The organism is Priestia endophytica (assembly GCF_026790145.1).
Lineage (GTDB): Bacteria > Bacillota > Bacilli > Bacillales > Bacillaceae_H > Bacillus_I > Bacillus_I endophytica_A.
Genome location: NZ_JALAMS010000003.1, coordinates 303,646 through 319,931 on the forward strand (window position 1 = coordinate 303,646; position 16,286 = coordinate 319,931).

15 protein-coding genes and 1 tRNA gene are annotated in these 16,286 nt (G+C 38.3%); 15 read left to right on the forward strand and 1 reads right to left on the reverse strand.

Annotated elements, in window-relative coordinates:
- The first annotated feature begins 39 nt into the window (after positions 1 to 39).
- Positions 40 to 996, forward strand: a complete 957-nt coding sequence (gene whiA, locus MOC86_RS05695; protein ID WP_040060227.1) for a DNA-binding protein WhiA — start codon at positions 40 to 42, stop codon at positions 994 to 996.
- An 18-nt stretch (positions 997 to 1,014) separates the two neighbouring features.
- Positions 1,015 to 1,272, forward strand: coding sequence for an HPr family phosphocarrier protein (locus MOC86_RS05700; RefSeq protein WP_019394936.1), 258 nt, complete (start codon positions 1,015 to 1,017; stop codon positions 1,270 to 1,272).
- 53 nt (positions 1,273 to 1,325) lie between these two features.
- On the opposite strand, the gene clpP is transcribed toward MOC86_RS05700, so the two are convergent.
- Positions 1,326 to 1,919, reverse strand: coding sequence for an ATP-dependent Clp endopeptidase proteolytic subunit ClpP (gene clpP / locus MOC86_RS05705; protein ID WP_019394937.1), 594 nt, complete (start codon positions 1,917 to 1,919; stop codon positions 1,326 to 1,328).
- A gap of 382 nt (positions 1,920 to 2,301) precedes the next feature.
- Here clpP and MOC86_RS05710 point away from each other — a divergent pair.
- From MOC86_RS05710 to rnr, 13 genes are all read left to right on the forward strand, one after another.
- Positions 2,302 to 2,373, forward strand: a tRNA-Arg gene (locus MOC86_RS05710).
- Positions 2,374 to 2,519: 146 nt separating this feature from the next.
- Positions 2,520 to 3,521 carry a hypothetical protein gene (locus MOC86_RS05715; RefSeq protein ID WP_268583201.1) on the forward strand — a complete coding sequence of 334 codons (1,002 nt, stop codon included), beginning with the start codon at positions 2,520 to 2,522 and terminating at the stop codon, positions 3,519 to 3,521.
- A gap of 145 nt (positions 3,522 to 3,666) precedes the next feature.
- Positions 3,667 to 4,956 carry an RNA polymerase factor sigma-54 gene (gene rpoN, locus MOC86_RS05720; RefSeq protein WP_268583202.1) on the forward strand — a complete coding sequence of 430 codons (1,290 nt, stop codon included), beginning with the start codon at positions 3,667 to 3,669 and terminating at the stop codon, positions 4,954 to 4,956.
- A gap of 10 nt (positions 4,957 to 4,966) precedes the next feature.
- Positions 4,967 to 5,200 carry a glutaredoxin family protein gene (locus tag MOC86_RS05725; RefSeq protein ID WP_268583203.1) on the forward strand — a complete coding sequence of 78 codons (234 nt, stop codon included), beginning with the start codon at positions 4,967 to 4,969 and terminating at the stop codon, positions 5,198 to 5,200.
- Positions 5,201 to 5,408: 208 nt separating this feature from the next.
- Positions 5,409 to 6,440, forward strand: coding sequence for a sugar-binding transcriptional regulator (locus MOC86_RS05730; RefSeq protein ID WP_019394941.1), 1,032 nt, complete (start codon positions 5,409 to 5,411; stop codon positions 6,438 to 6,440).
- Between the two features lie 50 nt (positions 6,441 to 6,490).
- The gene (gap, locus tag MOC86_RS05735; protein ID WP_019394942.1) at positions 6,491 to 7,498 is read left to right on the forward strand and encodes a type I glyceraldehyde-3-phosphate dehydrogenase; all 1,008 of its coding nucleotides are present in this window, start codon (positions 6,491 to 6,493) and stop codon (positions 7,496 to 7,498) included.
- Positions 7,499 to 7,686: 188 nt separating this feature from the next.
- The gene (locus MOC86_RS05740; RefSeq protein WP_243516614.1) at positions 7,687 to 8,871 is read left to right on the forward strand and encodes a phosphoglycerate kinase; all 1,185 of its coding nucleotides are present in this window, start codon (positions 7,687 to 7,689) and stop codon (positions 8,869 to 8,871) included.
- A gap of 73 nt (positions 8,872 to 8,944) precedes the next feature.
- Positions 8,945 to 9,697, forward strand: a complete 753-nt coding sequence (gene tpiA, locus MOC86_RS05745) for a triose-phosphate isomerase (protein ID WP_019394944.1) — start codon at positions 8,945 to 8,947, stop codon at positions 9,695 to 9,697.
- Positions 9,698 to 9,699: 2 nt separating this feature from the next.
- Entirely contained in the window at positions 9,700 to 11,232 is a 1,533-nt protein-coding gene (gpmI, locus tag MOC86_RS05750; protein ID WP_268583205.1) for a 2,3-bisphosphoglycerate-independent phosphoglycerate mutase, read from the forward strand.
- Between the two features lie 16 nt (positions 11,233 to 11,248).
- On the forward strand, positions 11,249 to 12,541 hold the full coding sequence (eno, locus tag MOC86_RS05755; RefSeq protein ID WP_019394946.1) for a phosphopyruvate hydratase: 1,293 nt from the start codon (positions 11,249 to 11,251) through the stop codon (positions 12,539 to 12,541).
- A gap of 169 nt (positions 12,542 to 12,710) precedes the next feature.
- Complete coding sequence (secG, locus tag MOC86_RS05760) at positions 12,711 to 12,947, forward strand: preprotein translocase subunit SecG (protein ID WP_019394947.1); 237 nt, start codon at positions 12,711 to 12,713, stop codon at positions 12,945 to 12,947.
- A gap of 142 nt (positions 12,948 to 13,089) precedes the next feature.
- The gene (locus tag MOC86_RS05765; protein WP_019394948.1) at positions 13,090 to 13,830 is read left to right on the forward strand and encodes an alpha/beta hydrolase; all 741 of its coding nucleotides are present in this window, start codon (positions 13,090 to 13,092) and stop codon (positions 13,828 to 13,830) included.
- Between the two features lie 29 nt (positions 13,831 to 13,859).
- Positions 13,860 to 16,196, forward strand: a complete 2,337-nt coding sequence (gene rnr / locus MOC86_RS05770) for a ribonuclease R (protein WP_268583206.1) — start codon at positions 13,860 to 13,862, stop codon at positions 16,194 to 16,196.
- Positions 16,197 to 16,286: the final 90 nt, after the last annotated feature.

The window sequence follows — 16,286 nt, forward strand, 5'->3', positions numbered from 1 at the left end:
AAATATGCTCTTTGAAAATAGAAAAGAGGGGGTGAGAGCATGTCATTTGCTTCAGTTACTAAAAAAGAGCTAACAAATATTGAAGTAAAAGAATGTTGTGCAAAAGCACAGTTATCTGCACTGATTCGAATGAATGGGTCCATGTCATTTGCAAATCGCAAAGTTGTTGTAGATATTCAAACTGAAAATGCAGCCATCGCAAGAAGAATTTATGTTTTGTTGAAACAAAGTTATGACATTGCAGTAGAACTGCTTGTTCGGAAAAAAATGCGATTGAAAAAGAACAATGTTTATATTGTACGAATGAAAGAGAAAGCCCGCTTCATTCTTCAAGATTTGCATATTATTGAAGAAGGATTTACATTTGTCCGGACCATCTCACAAGAGTTAGTAAAGAAAAAGTGCTGCAAACGAGCGTATTTAAGAGGCGCATTTTTAGCAGGAGGTTCTGTTAACAATCCAGAAACTTCTTCCTATCATTTAGAGATTTCATCTCTTTATAAAGAACACAATGATTCTCTTTGTGAGCTTATGAACGTTTTTGACTTAAATAGTAAAACATTAGAGCGAAAAAAAGGATTTATTACGTACTTGAAAGAAGCTGAGAAGATTACTGAGTTCTTGAATATAATTGGAGCTCATAATGCACTGCTTCGATTTGAGGATGTTCGAATTGTCCGAGACATGCGTAACTCTGTTAATAGGCTTGTAAATTGTGAAACAGCCAATTTGAATAAAACAATTGGAGCAGCTCTTCGACAAGTAGAGAACATTCGTTACATTGAAGAGACAGTTGGGCTTGATGTTTTGCCGGAAAAACTGAAAGAAATTGCCCAGCTACGAGTGGCTTACCAAGATGTAACGCTAAAAGAGTTAGGGGAAATGGTTTCAGGTTCAAAAATCAGTAAATCCGGCATTAACCATCGATTGCGTAAAATTGATGAAATTGCCAACAGGTTACGATTAGGAGAGTCATTAGAAGAGGTGCAAACTTAAAAGGGGAGAGATGAAGATATGGTGGAAAGAGAAATTGATATACGTTTAAAAACGGGCTTACAAGCAAGACCTGCAGCACTTTTTGTTCAGGAAGCAAATCGATTCAAGTCGGATGTCTTTCTTGAGAAAGAGGGAAGAAAGATTAATGCTAAAAGTATTATGGGGTTAATGAGTTTGGCCCTAAATTCAGGGGCTGTTGTTAATCTTATTGCTTCTGGAGATGATGAAGAAGAAGCAGTTGAAGCTCTAGCAAACTTTGTTCAAAAAAAAGATTAGCCTTTCTATATACAAAAACCTGTTTTCCTAAAAAGGAAAACAGGTTTTTTATATTACTTAGCTGATGGATCTTTTGTTAACACTTTATCAATTAATCCATATTCCATTGCACGATCAGCAGTCATAAAGTTATCACGGTCTGTGTCACGCTCGATAACTTCAAGTGGTTGACCAGTGCGATCAGCTAAAATGTGGTTTAGTTTGTCACGCAAGAAAAGAATACGTTTAGCAGCAATTTCAATTTCTGTTGCTTGTCCTTGAGCTCCACCTAATGGTTGGTGAATCATAACTTCACTGTTTGGAAGAGCAAAACGTTTACCCTTTTCACCTGCAGCAAGTAAGAACGCTCCCATAGAAGCAGCCATGCCAATGCAGATTGTTGATACTTTTGGTTGAATAAACTGCATTGTATCGTAAATAGCCATACCTGCTGTAATTGATCCACCAGGACTGTTAATATAAAGAGAGATATCTTTTTCAGGATCTTCTGCTGTTAAGAAAAGCAGCTGTGATACGATAGAGTTTGCTACATTATCATCGATAGCACTACCAAGCATAATGATACGGTCTTTTAAAAGACGAGAGTAGATATCGTATGCGCGCTCACCACGGTTCGTTTGTTCAATAACTGTAGGAATTAGATTCATGAAAATTCCTCCTCTTAATCTAAATTTTAATATGTATCTTACTTAATATCATACAGCTAAGGTCAATAAAGGTCAAACAAAAACAATCGAGTTATTTCGACCTTGCTTATAAAGTAAAACTAACACTTATATTTTTACCCGAAACTTCTACGTCTAAACCTCAAAGAAATTAGTCATTCCGTTTTTAAAAGACTGATTTTCTACCCCTCTACGTTTATTTCTACAAAAAAATACTGACACCTTTTTATAATTTTTTTGCAAGTCTTATTTTATCCTCTAAATCTAAATAAATATTTTATATAAAAATGAAACGATAGAAAGAGGTTCAATTCAGAATTACTTGAAATCATCTTCATATTTTCATATAATAAAGAATGCACATGCCCTCGTAGTGTAGTGGATAGCACGAGAGATTCCGGTTCTCTTAGGGTAGGTTCGAATCCTATCGAGGGTGTCAAAAAAGACAAGTTGGTTACCAACTTGTCTTTTTTTATTGGCTAAAATGTAGAAAATTGTCTTTTTTTAGATGGGCCAAGCTTGTCAATTGAGAGAATTTGCTTTAAAACTATATATGAAAGGAAAAACAAAGGAGGAATAAAATTGAAAATGCTACATAAGTTGCTTCCAGTTGTATTTGCCTTAATGCTCGTACTAGCAGGCTGTGGAACATCAAGCAACTCATCAAGCTCAGATGAAAACACAACAGACGAAAATCAAAGTACAGAAACAGCAAAACAAAATAATGAAGACGCTCAAGATGACGTAACAAAAGAAGAGAATAAGCAACAAACAAGCGATGAAGAGAGCACAAACAATGAAGAAAGTGCTAAGCAAGAAGTAAACGATGATTCGCAGGCAGAGTCAACGGTTTCGGATAAAGAAAAAGCTTCAACAGAAGAGGAAAATGTAGAAGAAGAAAGCAAAGGTTCTGTAGAGGAAGAGAATACAGAAGAAGAAAGCAAAGGTTCTGTAGAGGAAGAGAATATAGAAGAAGAAAGCAAAGGTTCTGTAGAGGAAGAGAATACAGAAGAAGAAAGCAAAGGTTCTGTAGAGGAAGAGAATACAGAAGAAATAGCTAAACAAACTCAAGATGAAAAACAAGCTCAGGAAGTACAGGAAGAAAAACAGGCTGAAGAAGAGAGTAATGGAACACAAAAGACTCTTACTTATGAAAATAATGGCCAATCTATAAGCGAGAAAGCAACATTAACATCTAGCGATAATCAAGGCTATAATGTTTATCTTTTAGATGGGTTTACTTTCTCAGCAGAAGAACCTAAAAAAGATGTTATTACAAGTAAGCAAAATTCAGATTCATTTATGCGTATTGAAATGTTAGATGAGAATGCGGATATGGCAGCGGAAGAGGAAAATGTGAAGGCATTAGCTCAGGCTGTTAACCCTGATAATTTCAAAAAAGACGAAAATATTGGATTAGCAAATGCTGTTTCATATACAGCTGTACTTGGAGAAGATGAAACAAGATTTATTCTTGTTAAAGGAAACACACCAATGAAGCTATCGATCTTTACGAAAAAAGATGGAAACCCTGCAATAGCACCATATTTAGCAATGGCTAAAACAATTTCATTGGCAAAATAAGTAAGTGAGAATCCTTCGCGATGTTAAGCGGGGGATTCTTTTTTTAAAAATAGGAGTATTTTGTTGAAAACATAAAGAAAAATTTCTGAAAAGGATTTTGATTTTTCAGACTTTATAGTAGTATAGAAAAAGGGAGGGGAAAACAATGGAGCCTTCTTTATGGCAACAACAAACGCTAAAACTTCATATGTCAACAGAATTGTCACAGGCAATTTCACTTCTTCAGTTTTCAACAGCTGATCTTTTTGAGTTTCTGCAGGAGAAAGCGTTGCAGAATCCCCTTATTCAAATTAATGATTTTCATGGAGCTTTTTCTAAGAGAAAACACTACTCTTCAAGCTCTGAGCAATTGCCTGTTAAAGAACGCAAAGGCACGTTAGAAGATTATTTGATAGCTCAAATGCGTGACATGAAAATCACAGGAGAAGAAGCTAGGATTCTACAACACCTTATTTATAGCTTAAATAGCAATGGGTATCTGCAGGAAACTACTGATGAGCTAGCTAGTTTGCTTGCTATTGACGTTGAAAAAGTAGAGGAAATGGTAAGAGTACTACAGCAGTTCGAACCAATAGGGGTAGGTGCACACAGTTTAGCGCAATGTTTATGGATTCAGCTTGACTATGTTGGAGAAGGAACAGAAGAGGATTATATTATCCTTACGGAGTATTTTGATCAATTTGCTTTTAAGAAATGGAAAGCTATTGAAAAAGAGACTAGTATTAACCTTTTTGCCATTCAGGAATTGCAAAAAAAAGTGTTGAAGCTAAACCCGAGACCAGGTGCTGCGTATGAACGAGTGAGTGATGCATATGTTACACCAGATTTTATTGTTAAGCAGAAGGCGAGTGGGAAACTTATAGTACTGCGAAACAATGATTATAACTATGATATCCAAATGGATAAAATGTATAAAAGAGGCGCAGCTTCGTCTACTAATAAAGAAGTTCAAGCTTATTTAAAAGAGCACTACAAAGAATTTAGCTGGCTTAGCAAAGGAATTGAAACAAGAAGAGAAACATTAGGTAAAATCATGGAGAGTTTATTAGTATTACAAAAATCATTTTTCTTAGATGGACCAACAAATATGAAACCGCTAACATTAAGAGAACTTGCAGATTTTATTGATGTGCATGAATCAACAGTAAGCAGAGCGGTAAAAAATAAATATGTGCAAACACCTTTTGGAACCTATCCAATGCAATATTTTTTCACTACAAGCATCGCAAAAGGGCTTGAAGAAACATCTTCGACCTCTGTAAAGACTGCTATTAAGCATATTGTACAGAATGAAGATAAAAGTAAACCTTTGTCAGATAAGAAGATTGTTTCACAATTAAAAGAACAATATGATGTTTCCATTTCACGCCGTACAGTTGCAAAATATCGTGAACAGCTTAATATTTTGGCTTCCTCATTACGGAAAACGTATTAGAGGTGAAAAAATGAAAATTATTCTATATTCGAAAAAAGGATGTCACTTATGTGATATGACAAAAGATCTTTTGATGGTTTTTCAGAAAAAAATTAAGTATGAATTTGAAGAAAAAGACATATATGAAGAAGACTTTTTAGTTGAAAAATATGGATTAATGATTCCAGTAGTAGAAATTAATGGAGATGTTGTGGCATATGGTAAAGTAACAAAAGACGACCTCATGCCCTTTTTCTCTAGATAGAGAGAAGAGTTTTGAAATTTTTTTAAGTAGAATATTCAACGATGGAACCGCTTACTATAAAATATGCGATTTTCTTTTGTTGAATAAGCTCAATACTCCTGATAAAATGAATTTTGTAGCAGGGGTGATTTTTTTTAGCTAATGCGGGACATAATATGTCTACGTGGGACATAAAATGACCATGTAATTGGCTGTAAGGGGAAGGTTCATGTATTCGATTATTCAATTACAGAAAAAATTAATACCAGATCTTCTACCTTTGCTTGAAAGGCGTTACCAAATTTTGTTGTACATACGTTTAATGCAACCAATTGGTCGCCGTAACCTAGCTGTAAGCCTTAACATTACAGAGCGAGTATTACGGGGAGAAGTGACCTTTTTAAAAGAACAAAATTTGATTCATGTTCAAGCAACAGGCATGACGCTTACACATGAAGGGGAAACGTTACTCACGCAATTAGAAGATAGTATGAAAGAAGTTTCAGGTGCTTCCTTATTGGAAAGAACAATTAAAGAAGCCTTTTCTTTATCAGAAGTAATTGTCGTTTCTGGCGATAGTGATCTCTCCCCATGGGTGAAAAAAGAGATGGGAAGAGCAAGCGTTGCTTGTTTGAAAAAATACCTTGCACCCGAAGAAAACATTGTCGCTGTTACAGGGGGGACAACTCTTGCTTCCGTAGCAGAGATGATGACGCCTCATGTAAAAAACCATAAAATCACTTTCGTTCCTGCACGAGGTGGGCTTGGTGAAAATGTGAAAAACCAAGCAAATACAATTTGTGCCAAGATGGCGGAGCGTTCTTCTCAAGATTACCGTCTCTTGCATGTTCCAGATCAGCTTAGTGATGATACGTATCGCTCGATGATTGAAGAGCCTTTAATTCAAGACATGCTTCATCTTATTCGATCATCTAACATTATTCTCCATGGTATTGGAGAAGCAATGACAATGGCAAAAAGACGCCAAACATCAGAAAGTGATTTAAATAAGATCAAAAATGGACATGCTGTTGGAGAAGCTTTCGGGTACTATTTTGACCAAAACGGAAAAATTGTACACAAAGTAAAAACAATAGGCATACAGCTTGACGATTTGAACCACAATAAATATGTTATTGCAGTCGCAGGAGGTTCAACGAAGGCAAAAGCGATTAAGGCTTTTCTTAATCAAGCGCGCAATTCTATCCTTATAACGGATGAAGGCGCAGCAAAAGAGTTAGCGAGAGATCTAATATTTTAGATTTCTTCATATAAATTTAAATTTCACCATTCTTAAGGAGGATTTTACTCATGGCAGTAAAAGTTGGTATTAATGGTTTTGGTCGTATCGGCCGTAACGTATTCCGTGCAGCTCTAAATAATCCAGAGGTTGAAGTTGTTGCTGTTAACGATTTAACAGACGCTAACATGTTAGCTCATCTTCTTCAATATGACTCTGTACATGGTAAATTAGATCAAGAAGTAAAAGTAAATGGCAGCAACCTAGTTGTTGGTGACCAAGAAATCAAAGTATTATCTGAGCGTGACCCAGCGAAATTAACTTGGGGTGACCTTGGTGTTGATATCGTTGTTGAATCTACTGGATTCTTCACAAAACGTGCAGATGCTGCTAAACACTTAGAAGCAGGCGCTAAAAAAGTTATCATCTCTGCTCCAGCTTCTGAAGAAGACATCACAATCGTTATGGGTGTTAACGAAGATAAATATGATGCAGGAAGCCACCATGTAATTTCTAACGCTTCTTGTACTACTAACTGCTTAGCACCATTCGCTAAAGTACTTAACGAAAAGTTCGGTATCAAACGCGGTATGATGACAACAGTTCACTCTTACACTAACGACCAACAAATCTTAGACTTACCACATAAAGATTACCGTCGTGCTCGTGCAGCTGCTGAAAACATCATCCCAACAACTACTGGTGCTGCAAAAGCTGTATCATTAGTATTACCTGAATTAAAAGGTAAATTAAACGGTGGAGCAATGCGTGTTCCAACTCCAAACGTTTCTTTAGTTGACCTTGTAGCTGAGCTTGACAAAGACGTAACAGTTGAAGAAGTAAACGCAGCATTCAAAGAAGCAGCTGAAGGAGATCTTAAAGGTATCCTTGGTTACAGCGAAGAGCCACTAGTATCTGGTGACTACAACGGTAACGCAAACTCTTCTACAATCGATGCTCTTTCTACAATGGTTATGGAAGACAGCATGGTTAAAGTTATCTCTTGGTATGATAACGAAAGTGGTTACTCTAACCGCGTAGTAGATCTTGCTGCTTACATCGCAAAACAAGGTCTATAAGTTATAAATCACCTCAAACTACAAATTTCGAACAATTTGTAGTTGGCTTACATGCTTTATAACAACTATAATGTAAATGTGAAACAGGGGGAGCGGGGATTTGTCCCCCGTTTTCCCTGTTTTTGTTTTCTTCGTTCGTTTTACAATGAGAGCACCCAAAAACTCATCATGCAAAGGAGGTCTTTACGGTGAACAAAAAAACTGTTAAAGATATCGATCTTAAAGGAAAACGCGTTTTTTGTCGTGTAGATTTCAACGTCCCAATGAAAGACGGAAAAGTTACAGACGAAACACGTATCAAAGCAGCTTTACCAACAATTAACTACTTAATTGAACAAGGTGCTAAAGTTATTCTTGCAAGCCATCTTGGTCGTCCAAAAGGAGAAGTTGTTGAAGAACTTCGTTTAACGCCAGTTGTTGAACGCCTTCAAGATCTATTAGGCAAGCCTGTTGCAAAAGCAGACGAAGCTTATGGAGAAAACGTAAAGCAAATGATCAGCAACATGAACGAAGGAGATGTTCTTGTTCTTGAGAACGTTCGTTTCTATGCTGGAGAAGAGAAGAACGATTCAGAGCTTGCAAAAGCATTCTCTGAGCTTGCAGACGTATATGTAAACGATGCATTTGGCGCTGCCCACCGTGCACATGCATCAACAGCAGGAATTGCTGAGCATATTCCTGCGGTTGCAGGTTTCTTAATGGAGAAAGAACTTGAAGTACTTGGTAAAGCTCTTTCAAATCCAGAGCGTCCGTTCACTGCTATCATTGGCGGAGCAAAAGTTAAAGACAAAATCGGTGTAATTGACCATCTTCTTGATAAAGTAGATAACTTAATCATCGGTGGAGGTCTTTCTTACACATTCATCAAAGCATTAGGCCATGATGTTGGTAAGTCTCTTCTAGAAGAAGATAAAATTGATCTAGCAAAAACATTCATGGACAAAGCAAAAGAAAAAGGCGTAAACTTCTACGTGCCTGTTGATGTTGTTGTAGCAGATGATTTCTCAAATGACGCTAACACACAAGTTGTTGACATCGATAGCATTCCAAGCGATTGGGAAGGCCTAGATGCTGGTCCAAAAACGCGTGAAATCTATGCAGATGTTATTAAAAACTCTAAGCTTGTCATTTGGAACGGTCCACTAGGCGTATTTGAGCTTGATACATTTGCAAACGGAACAAAAGCTGTAGCAGAAGCGTTAGCAGAAGCGACTGATACATACTCTGTAATCGGTGGTGGAGACTCTGCAGCAGCTGCTGAGAAATTTGGTTTAGCAGATAAAATGAGCCATATTTCAACAGGTGGCGGAGCTTCGCTTGAATTTATGGAAGGTAAAGAACTTCCAGGCGTTGTAGCACTTAACGACAAGTAAAATCAACGTTTACACAGCACTTATAAAGAAACACTTCACGTTTAGTGAAACAATAAAAGAGGACGGTGTAACGATGAGAAAACCGATTATCGCTGGTAACTGGAAAATGAATAAAACTCTTTCAGAAGCAGTAAGCTTCGTGGAAGAAGTAAAAAATAGTGTTCCCGCAGCAAGCGAGGTAGATGCAGTAGTTTGTTCACCTGCACTATTCCTAGACAAGCTTGTTGAAGCAACAAAAGGAACAGACCTTAAAGTTGGCGCTCAAAATATGCACTTTGAAGAAAACGGAGCATACACAGGTGAAGTAAGCCCAGTAGCTCTTGCAGATCTTGGCGTTGATTACGTAATCCTAGGTCACTCTGAGCGTCGTGAAATGTTTGCTGAAACAGACGAAACAGTAAACAAAAAGACGCTTGCAGCATTCAAGCATAACTTAACACCAATCGTTTGTTGTGGTGAAACACTTGAAGAGCGCGAAAGTGATAAAACAAAAGAAGTTGTAGAAACACAAGTAAAAGCAGCTCTTAAAGGTTTATCAGAAGAGCAAGCAAAACAAGTTGTTATTGCTTATGAACCAATCTGGGCAATCGGAACTGGCAAATCTTCAACAGCAGAAGATGCTAACGAAGTTTGTGCAGCAATCCGTAAAGTTGTAGAAAATGTTTTCTCAACAGACGTTGCAGAAGCTGTTCGCATTCAATATGGCGGCAGTGTAAAACCAGCTAACATTAAAGAATACATGGCACAATCTGACATCGATGGTGCTTTAGTTGGTGGAGCTAGCCTTGAAGCTCAGTCTTTCTTACAGCTAGTGGAGGCGAAGTAACAATGGCTAAAAAACCAGTAGCATTAATCATCCTAGACGGGTTTGCTTTGCGTAATGAAGAGTACGGAAATGCCGTTGCTCAAGCGAAAAAACCTAACTTCGATCGTTATTGGAATGAGCATGCTCACGCAACGCTAACAGCGAGTGGTGAAGCAGTAGGACTACCAGAGGGCCAAATGGGGAACTCTGAAGTAGGGCACTTAAATATCGGAGCTGGACGAATTGTTTACCAAAGTTTAACACGTGTAAACTTGGCAATTCGTGAAGGTGAGTTTGAAGAAAACGCAACGATTGTAGGCGCAATCGCGCATGCAAAAGAAAACAACAAAAAGCTTCACGCTTTTGGTTTGCTTTCTGATGGCGGTGTTCATAGTCATATTGAACACTTATACGCTATTTTACGTTTAGCGAAGAAACAAGGCCTTGATGAAGTTTACATTCACGGATTCCTTGATGGCCGTGATGTAGGTCCACAAACAGCTCGTAAGTATATTGAAGCTCTTCAAGAACAAATTAAAGAGGTTGGTATCGGTAAGATTGCTACTCTTTCTGGTCGATACTATTCAATGGACCGCGACAAGCGTTGGGATCGTGTTGAAAAAGCTTACCGTGCTATGGCTTACGGTGAAGGCCCAACATACACAGATCCGCTTGAAGTGATTGAAGACTCTTACAAAAACGGTATCTATGATGAATTCGTTTTACCATCTGTTATCGTTGATGAAGATGGATCACCTGTTGGGAAAGTTGAAGACGAAGATGCAATCATCTTCTATAACTTCCGTCCTGACCGCGCAATCCAGATTTCAAATACGTTCGCAAACGAAGATTTCCGTTCGTTTGAGCGTGGCGAAAATTATCCGAAAAACTTACACTTTGTTTGCTTAACACGTTTTAGTGAAACAGTTAACGGATTTGTGGCGTTTAAGCCTGTAAACTTAGACAACACAATTGGTGAAGTTCTTTCACAAAACAACTTAAAACAGCTTCGCATTGCCGAAACTGAAAAATATCCGCACGTGACGTTCTTTATGAGTGGTGGACGTGAAGCGGAATTCCCAGGTGAAACACGTATTCTAATTGATTCACCAAAAGTAGCTACGTATGACTTAAAACCTGAAATGTCTGTTTATGAAGTGACGGACGCGTTACTGGCAGAAATTGAAGGGGACAAGCAAGACGCTATTATCTTAAACTTTGCTAACCCAGATATGGTAGGTCACTCTGGGAAACTTGAGCCAACAATCAAGGCAATCGAAGCTGTTGATGAGTGCTTAGGCAAAGTTGTTGATGCTATTCTTGCAAAAGGTGGAGATGCCATTATTACTGCTGATCATGGTAATTCTGACATTATTATCACTGAAGAAGGAACTCCGCATACGGCACATACGACTAACCCGGTACCGGTTATCGTAACACGAGATGGTGTAGAGTTACGCGAAGACGGAATTTTAGCTGACTTAGCTCCAACAATGCTTACATTGTTAGATGTAGAACAACCAAAAGAAATGACAGGAAAAACTTTAATCAAATAAGAGAGGAGACATTTATATGTCTATTATTGTTGATGTTTATGCTCGTGAAGTACTAGATTCTCGTGGGAATCCAACAGTTGAAGTAGAAGTTTACACAGAAACAGGTGCTATGGGACGCGCTCTAGTTCCAAGTGGTGCATCTACTGGTGAATATGAAGCAGTAGAATTACGTGACGGTGACAAAGAACGTTACCTTGGTAAAGGTGTTCTTAAAGCAGTAGAAAACGTAAATGAAATCATCGCTCCAGCAATCATTGGTTATGACGTATTTGACCAAGTTGCAATCGATAAATCTATGATTGAGCTTGATGGTACAGATAACAAAGGTAAACTAGGTGCAAACGCAATCCTTGGTGTATCTATGGCTGTTGCTCGTGCAGCTGCAGACTTCTACGATATGCCACTTTACCAATACCTTGGTGGAGTAAACGGAAAAACTCTTCCAGTTCCAATGATGAACATTGTAAACGGTGGAGAGCATGCGGATAACAACGTTGATATCCAAGAATTCATGGTTATGCCTGTAGGTGCTGAAAACTTCAAAGAAGCTCTTCGCATGGGCGCTGAAATTTTCCATAACTTAAAATCAGTTCTTAAAGGAAAAGGTTACAACACAGCTGTAGGTGACGAAGGTGGTTTCGCACCAAACTTAAGCTCTAACGAAGAAGCACTACAAACAATTATTGAAGCAATCGAAAAAGCTGGCTACAAACCAGGCGAACAAGTTATGTTAGCAATGGACGTAGCATCTTCTGAGCTTTACAACAAAGAAGACGGCAAATACCATCTTTCTGGCGAGGGCGTTGTAAAGTCTTCTGAAGAAATGGTAAGCTGGTATGAAGAATTAGCTTCTAAATACCCAATCATCTCAATCGAAGATGGTCTTGACGAAAACGACTGGGAAGGTCATAAATTACTAACTGAGCGTATCGGTAACAAAGTTCAATTAGTAGGGGACGACCTATTCGTAACAAATACAAACAAACTTGCTCAAGGTATTGAACAAGGTGTTGGAAACTCAATCCTTATCAAAGTTAACCAAATCGGTACGTTAACAGAAACTTTCGACGCAATCGAAATGGCTAAACGCGCTGGTTACACAGCTGTTATCTCTCACCGCAGTGGTGAAACTGAAGATAGCACAATCGCTGACATTGCTGTTGCATTAAACGCAGGTCAAATCAAAACTGGTGCACCATCTCGTACAGACCGTGTTGCAAAATACAACCAATTACTTCGCATCGAAGACCAACTTGGTGAAGTTGCGAAATACGATGGAATTAAATCATTCTACAACCTTAAAAAATAAGGTGAATGAATAGGAAGCTCCGCTCAGTGCTTGAGCGGAGCTTTTTTATAGTTATAAGCACTTTTGTTAACGTATTGTTAACATGTTTTCTCTATCCTTGTAACCCTATTGTTTTTATGATAAATTTAAAATATTGGAAACGTGTGTTTAACCGGGAGGTGTTTTATAAATGCTTCATACAGTTCTTATGACATTACTCATTATCGTAGCTATCGCGCTAATTATTGTTGTACTTCTTCAGTCAAGTAAAAGTACTGGACTTTCAGGTGCAATTTCAGGAGGAGCAGAGCAACTTTTTGGGAAACAGAAAGCCCGTGGTATTGATGCTGTTCTACACCGCATTACAGTTGTTCTTTCTGTTTTATTCTTTGTTCTTACACTTTTAGTGTCGTACGGTAAGTTTTAAATGGGCGAGCTTATTATAAGCTGGCCCTTTTTTGTTTAAATAAACGCTTGTTTAGATTATGATTAAGAAAGACCATATAAGGGAATTTTTAAATAGACAGGCAGAAAATCACTATCGAAAGAAAAAGGAGAGCAGATACATAATGAAGATTACGTTACCAAAACCATTTACATTTGAAGGTGGAGATAAAGCAGTTCTCTTACTGCATGGATTTACAGGCAATTCAGCAGATGTTCGGATGCTTGGTCGTTACTTAGAAAAGCGTGGTTATACATGCCATGCTCCTCAATATAAAGGACACGGTGTGCCTCCTGAAGAACTAGTTCACACAGGTCCTGATGATTGGTGGAAAGACGTGATGGAAGGATATAACTTCCTAAAGGAAAAAGGCTTTGATGATATTGCAGTAGCAGGTCTTTCACTTGGCGGCGTATTTTCGCTGAAATTAGGTTACACTGTACCTGTAAAGGGTATAGTGCCCATGTGTGCTCCAATGTATATTAAAAGTGAAGAAGTAATGTACAATGGTGTTCTAGAATATGCTCGTGAATTTAAGAAACGCCAAGGAAAAACAGAAGAAGAAATTGAGAATGAAATGCAGGAATTTAAGAAGGCACCAATGGAAACCCTAAAAGCATTACAAGAATTGATTTCAGATGTTCGTCATAATGTGGATATGGTATATGCTCCAACGTTTGTTGCACAAGCGCGTCATGATCATATGATTAATACGGACAGTGCCAATATTATTTATAACGAAGTAGAATCAACAAAGAAAGATATTAAATGGTATGAAGAGTCAGGCCATGTTATCACATTAGATAAAGAACGTGATGTACTTCATGAAGATGTATATAACTTCTTGGAGTCATTAGACTGGTAGACCAAATATTGAAAACAAGGAGGTTGACAATGGATCAAAACATTCAAAATCATATTGATCGTCTTCTTGCCTATATGCGAGAAGAAAGCTATAAACCATTAACAACGAAAGAGCTTGAAGAAGTATTCGGCATTGAAGATTCATCTGAATTCAAAACATTTGTCCGTGCTCTTGTAGAAATGGAAGAGAAGGGGCTTATCGTTCGTTCAAGAACAAACCGCTACGGTTTACCTGAGCGAATGAATTTAGTAAGAGGTAAATTAATCGGTCATGCAAAAGGATTTGCATTTGTCCGTCCTGAAGATGCCACAATTGAACAAGATGTGTTTATTCCACCAGGTGATTCAGGGAACGCTCTACATGGCGATACGGTTCTTGTTCGTATTACTGTGGAAAAATCAGGAGCAAGGCGTGAAGGAGCCGTTATGAAGGTTCTTGAGCGAGGGGTTCAAGAAATCGTTGGTACATATGAACAGAGCAAAGGATTCGGTTTTGTAGTACCAGATGACAAAAAGTTTAAGAGTGATATTTTCATTCCAAAAAATGCTCAAAATGGAGCAATTGACGGCCATAAAGTTATCGTAAAGCTGACAAGTTATCCTGATAACCGCATGAATGCAGAAGGAGAAGTCAAAGAGATTCTTGGTCATAAAAACGACCCTGGGGTTGATATTCTTTCCATTATTCATAAATATGGTATTGTTGTTGAATTCCCTGATGAGGTTATTGACCAAGCGAATGATGTTCCAGATACAATTGCTGAAAGTGATTTAAAAGACCGTCGTGATCTTCGTAACGAAACAATTGTAACAATTGACGGTGCAGATGCTAAGGACTTAGATGATGCAGTTACCGTTACAGAACTTGAGAACGGAAACTATAAGTTAGGAGTTCATATCGCAGACGTTAGTCACTATGTTACAGAAGGTTCGCCAATTGATGTGGAAGCAGCTGACCGCGGGACAAGCGTTTATTTAGTAGATCGCGTAATTCCAATGATTCCACACCGCCTTTCAAACGGAATTTGTTCCTTAAATCCGAAAGTTGATCGTCTTACGCTTTCATGTGAAATGGAAGTAAACGCAAAGGGAGAAGTTGTAAAGCATGAAATTTTCCAAAGTGTGATCAAGACAACGGAACGAATGACTTACTCAGATGTGAACAAGATTCTTGTAGATAAAGATGAAGAACTTCGTACTAAATATGAGCCACTTGTTCCGATGTTTGAAGATATGGAAAAGCTGGCTGCTATCCTACGACAAAAACGAATGGACCGTGGGGCAATTGATTTTGACTTTAAAGAAGCAAAAGTTCTTGTAGATGAAGAAGGGCATCCAAGCGATGTTCGATTGTATGAGCGTTCAGTAGGAGAAAAACTGATTGAAGAGTTTATGCTTCTAGCAAACGAGACAGTAGCAGAGCACTTCCATTGGATGAATATCCCATTCATGTACCGAGTTCATGAAGATCCGAAAGAAGATAAGCTCAACCGTTTCTTAGAGTTTATTACAAACTTTGGGTATGCCGTTAAAGGAACGGGAAACTCAATCCATCCACGCGCACTTCAAGAAGTGTTAGAGGCTGTACAAGGAAGCCCAGAAGAAATGGTTATTTCAACTGTAATGCTTCGTTCTATGCAACAAGCACGCTACTCTCATGAGAGCCTAGGCCATTTCGGACTTTCAACAGAATTTTATACACACTTTACGTCACCAATCCGTCGTTATCCAGACTTGATTGTTCATCGTCTTATTCGAACGTATTTAGTTCAAAATCAAGTAGATAGTGCAACACAAGAGAAGTGGCAAGAGCGTCTGCCAGAGATTGCGAAACATACATCAGATCGTGAGCGTCGTGCAGTTGATGCAGAGCGTGAAACAGATGACCTCAAAAAAGCAGAATTCATGGCAGACAAGGTTGGAGAAGAATTCGAAGGAATTATTAGCTCAGTAACCAAATTTGGTATCTTTGTTGAGCTTTCTAACACAATTGAAGGGCTTGTTCATGTAAGTGACTTGTCTGATGATTACTATCATTATGACGAGCGTAACTTTGCTATGATCGGAGAGCGAACAGGAAATGTGCTTCGCATTGGCGATGAAGTGAAGGTCCAAGTTGCTAGTGTAAACAAAGACGAGCGTTCAATTGACTTCGTAATTGTTGGCATGAAAGGCAGCAAAAAGCGTGCCCGCATGGATCGTCCGAAAGTCATTAAAAACGATAATAAGCGCACAAGACCAACTACAAAAGGTAAGAAAAAAGAAGAATGGTCAACAAATCCGCCTTCTGACAAAAAGAAGAGAAAGCGTAAAGCTTTCTATGAAGGAGCACCAGGATTAAAGAAAAAGAGACGTAAGCGTAAATAACAGGGTGGCTGCCTTTGGCAGCCTCTCATAAGTTGAGAGCAGATTATAAAATCTGTTACAATAGATAATACGCTAGATGTTCGTTGTTTG

Bases quoted from the DNA above. Each gene is read 5' to 3' on its own strand.
- whiA (WP_040060227.1), top strand. From the start codon at position 40: ATGTCATTTGCTTCAGTTACTAAAAAAGAGCTAACAAATATTGAAGTA.
- MOC86_RS05700 (WP_019394936.1), top strand. From the start codon at position 1,015: ATGGTGGAAAGAGAAATTGATATACGTTTAAAAACGGGCTTACAAGCA.
- clpP (WP_019394937.1), bottom strand. From the start codon at position 1,919: ATGAATCTAATTCCTACAGTTATTGAACAAACGAACCGTGGTGAGCGC.
- rpoN (WP_268583202.1), top strand. From the start codon at position 3,667: ATGGAGCCTTCTTTATGGCAACAACAAACGCTAAAACTTCATATGTCA.
- MOC86_RS05725 (WP_268583203.1), top strand. From the start codon at position 4,967: ATGAAAATTATTCTATATTCGAAAAAAGGATGTCACTTATGTGATATG.
- MOC86_RS05730 (WP_019394941.1), top strand. From the start codon at position 5,409: ATGTATTCGATTATTCAATTACAGAAAAAATTAATACCAGATCTTCTA.
- gap (WP_019394942.1), top strand. From the start codon at position 6,491: ATGGCAGTAAAAGTTGGTATTAATGGTTTTGGTCGTATCGGCCGTAAC.
- tpiA (WP_019394944.1), top strand. From the start codon at position 8,945: ATGAGAAAACCGATTATCGCTGGTAACTGGAAAATGAATAAAACTCTT.
- gpmI (WP_268583205.1), top strand. From the start codon at position 9,700: ATGGCTAAAAAACCAGTAGCATTAATCATCCTAGACGGGTTTGCTTTG.
- eno (WP_019394946.1), top strand. From the start codon at position 11,249: ATGTCTATTATTGTTGATGTTTATGCTCGTGAAGTACTAGATTCTCGT.
- secG (WP_019394947.1), top strand. From the start codon at position 12,711: ATGCTTCATACAGTTCTTATGACATTACTCATTATCGTAGCTATCGCG.
- MOC86_RS05765 (WP_019394948.1), top strand. From the start codon at position 13,090: ATGAAGATTACGTTACCAAAACCATTTACATTTGAAGGTGGAGATAAA.
- rnr (WP_268583206.1), top strand. From the start codon at position 13,860: ATGGATCAAAACATTCAAAATCATATTGATCGTCTTCTTGCCTATATG.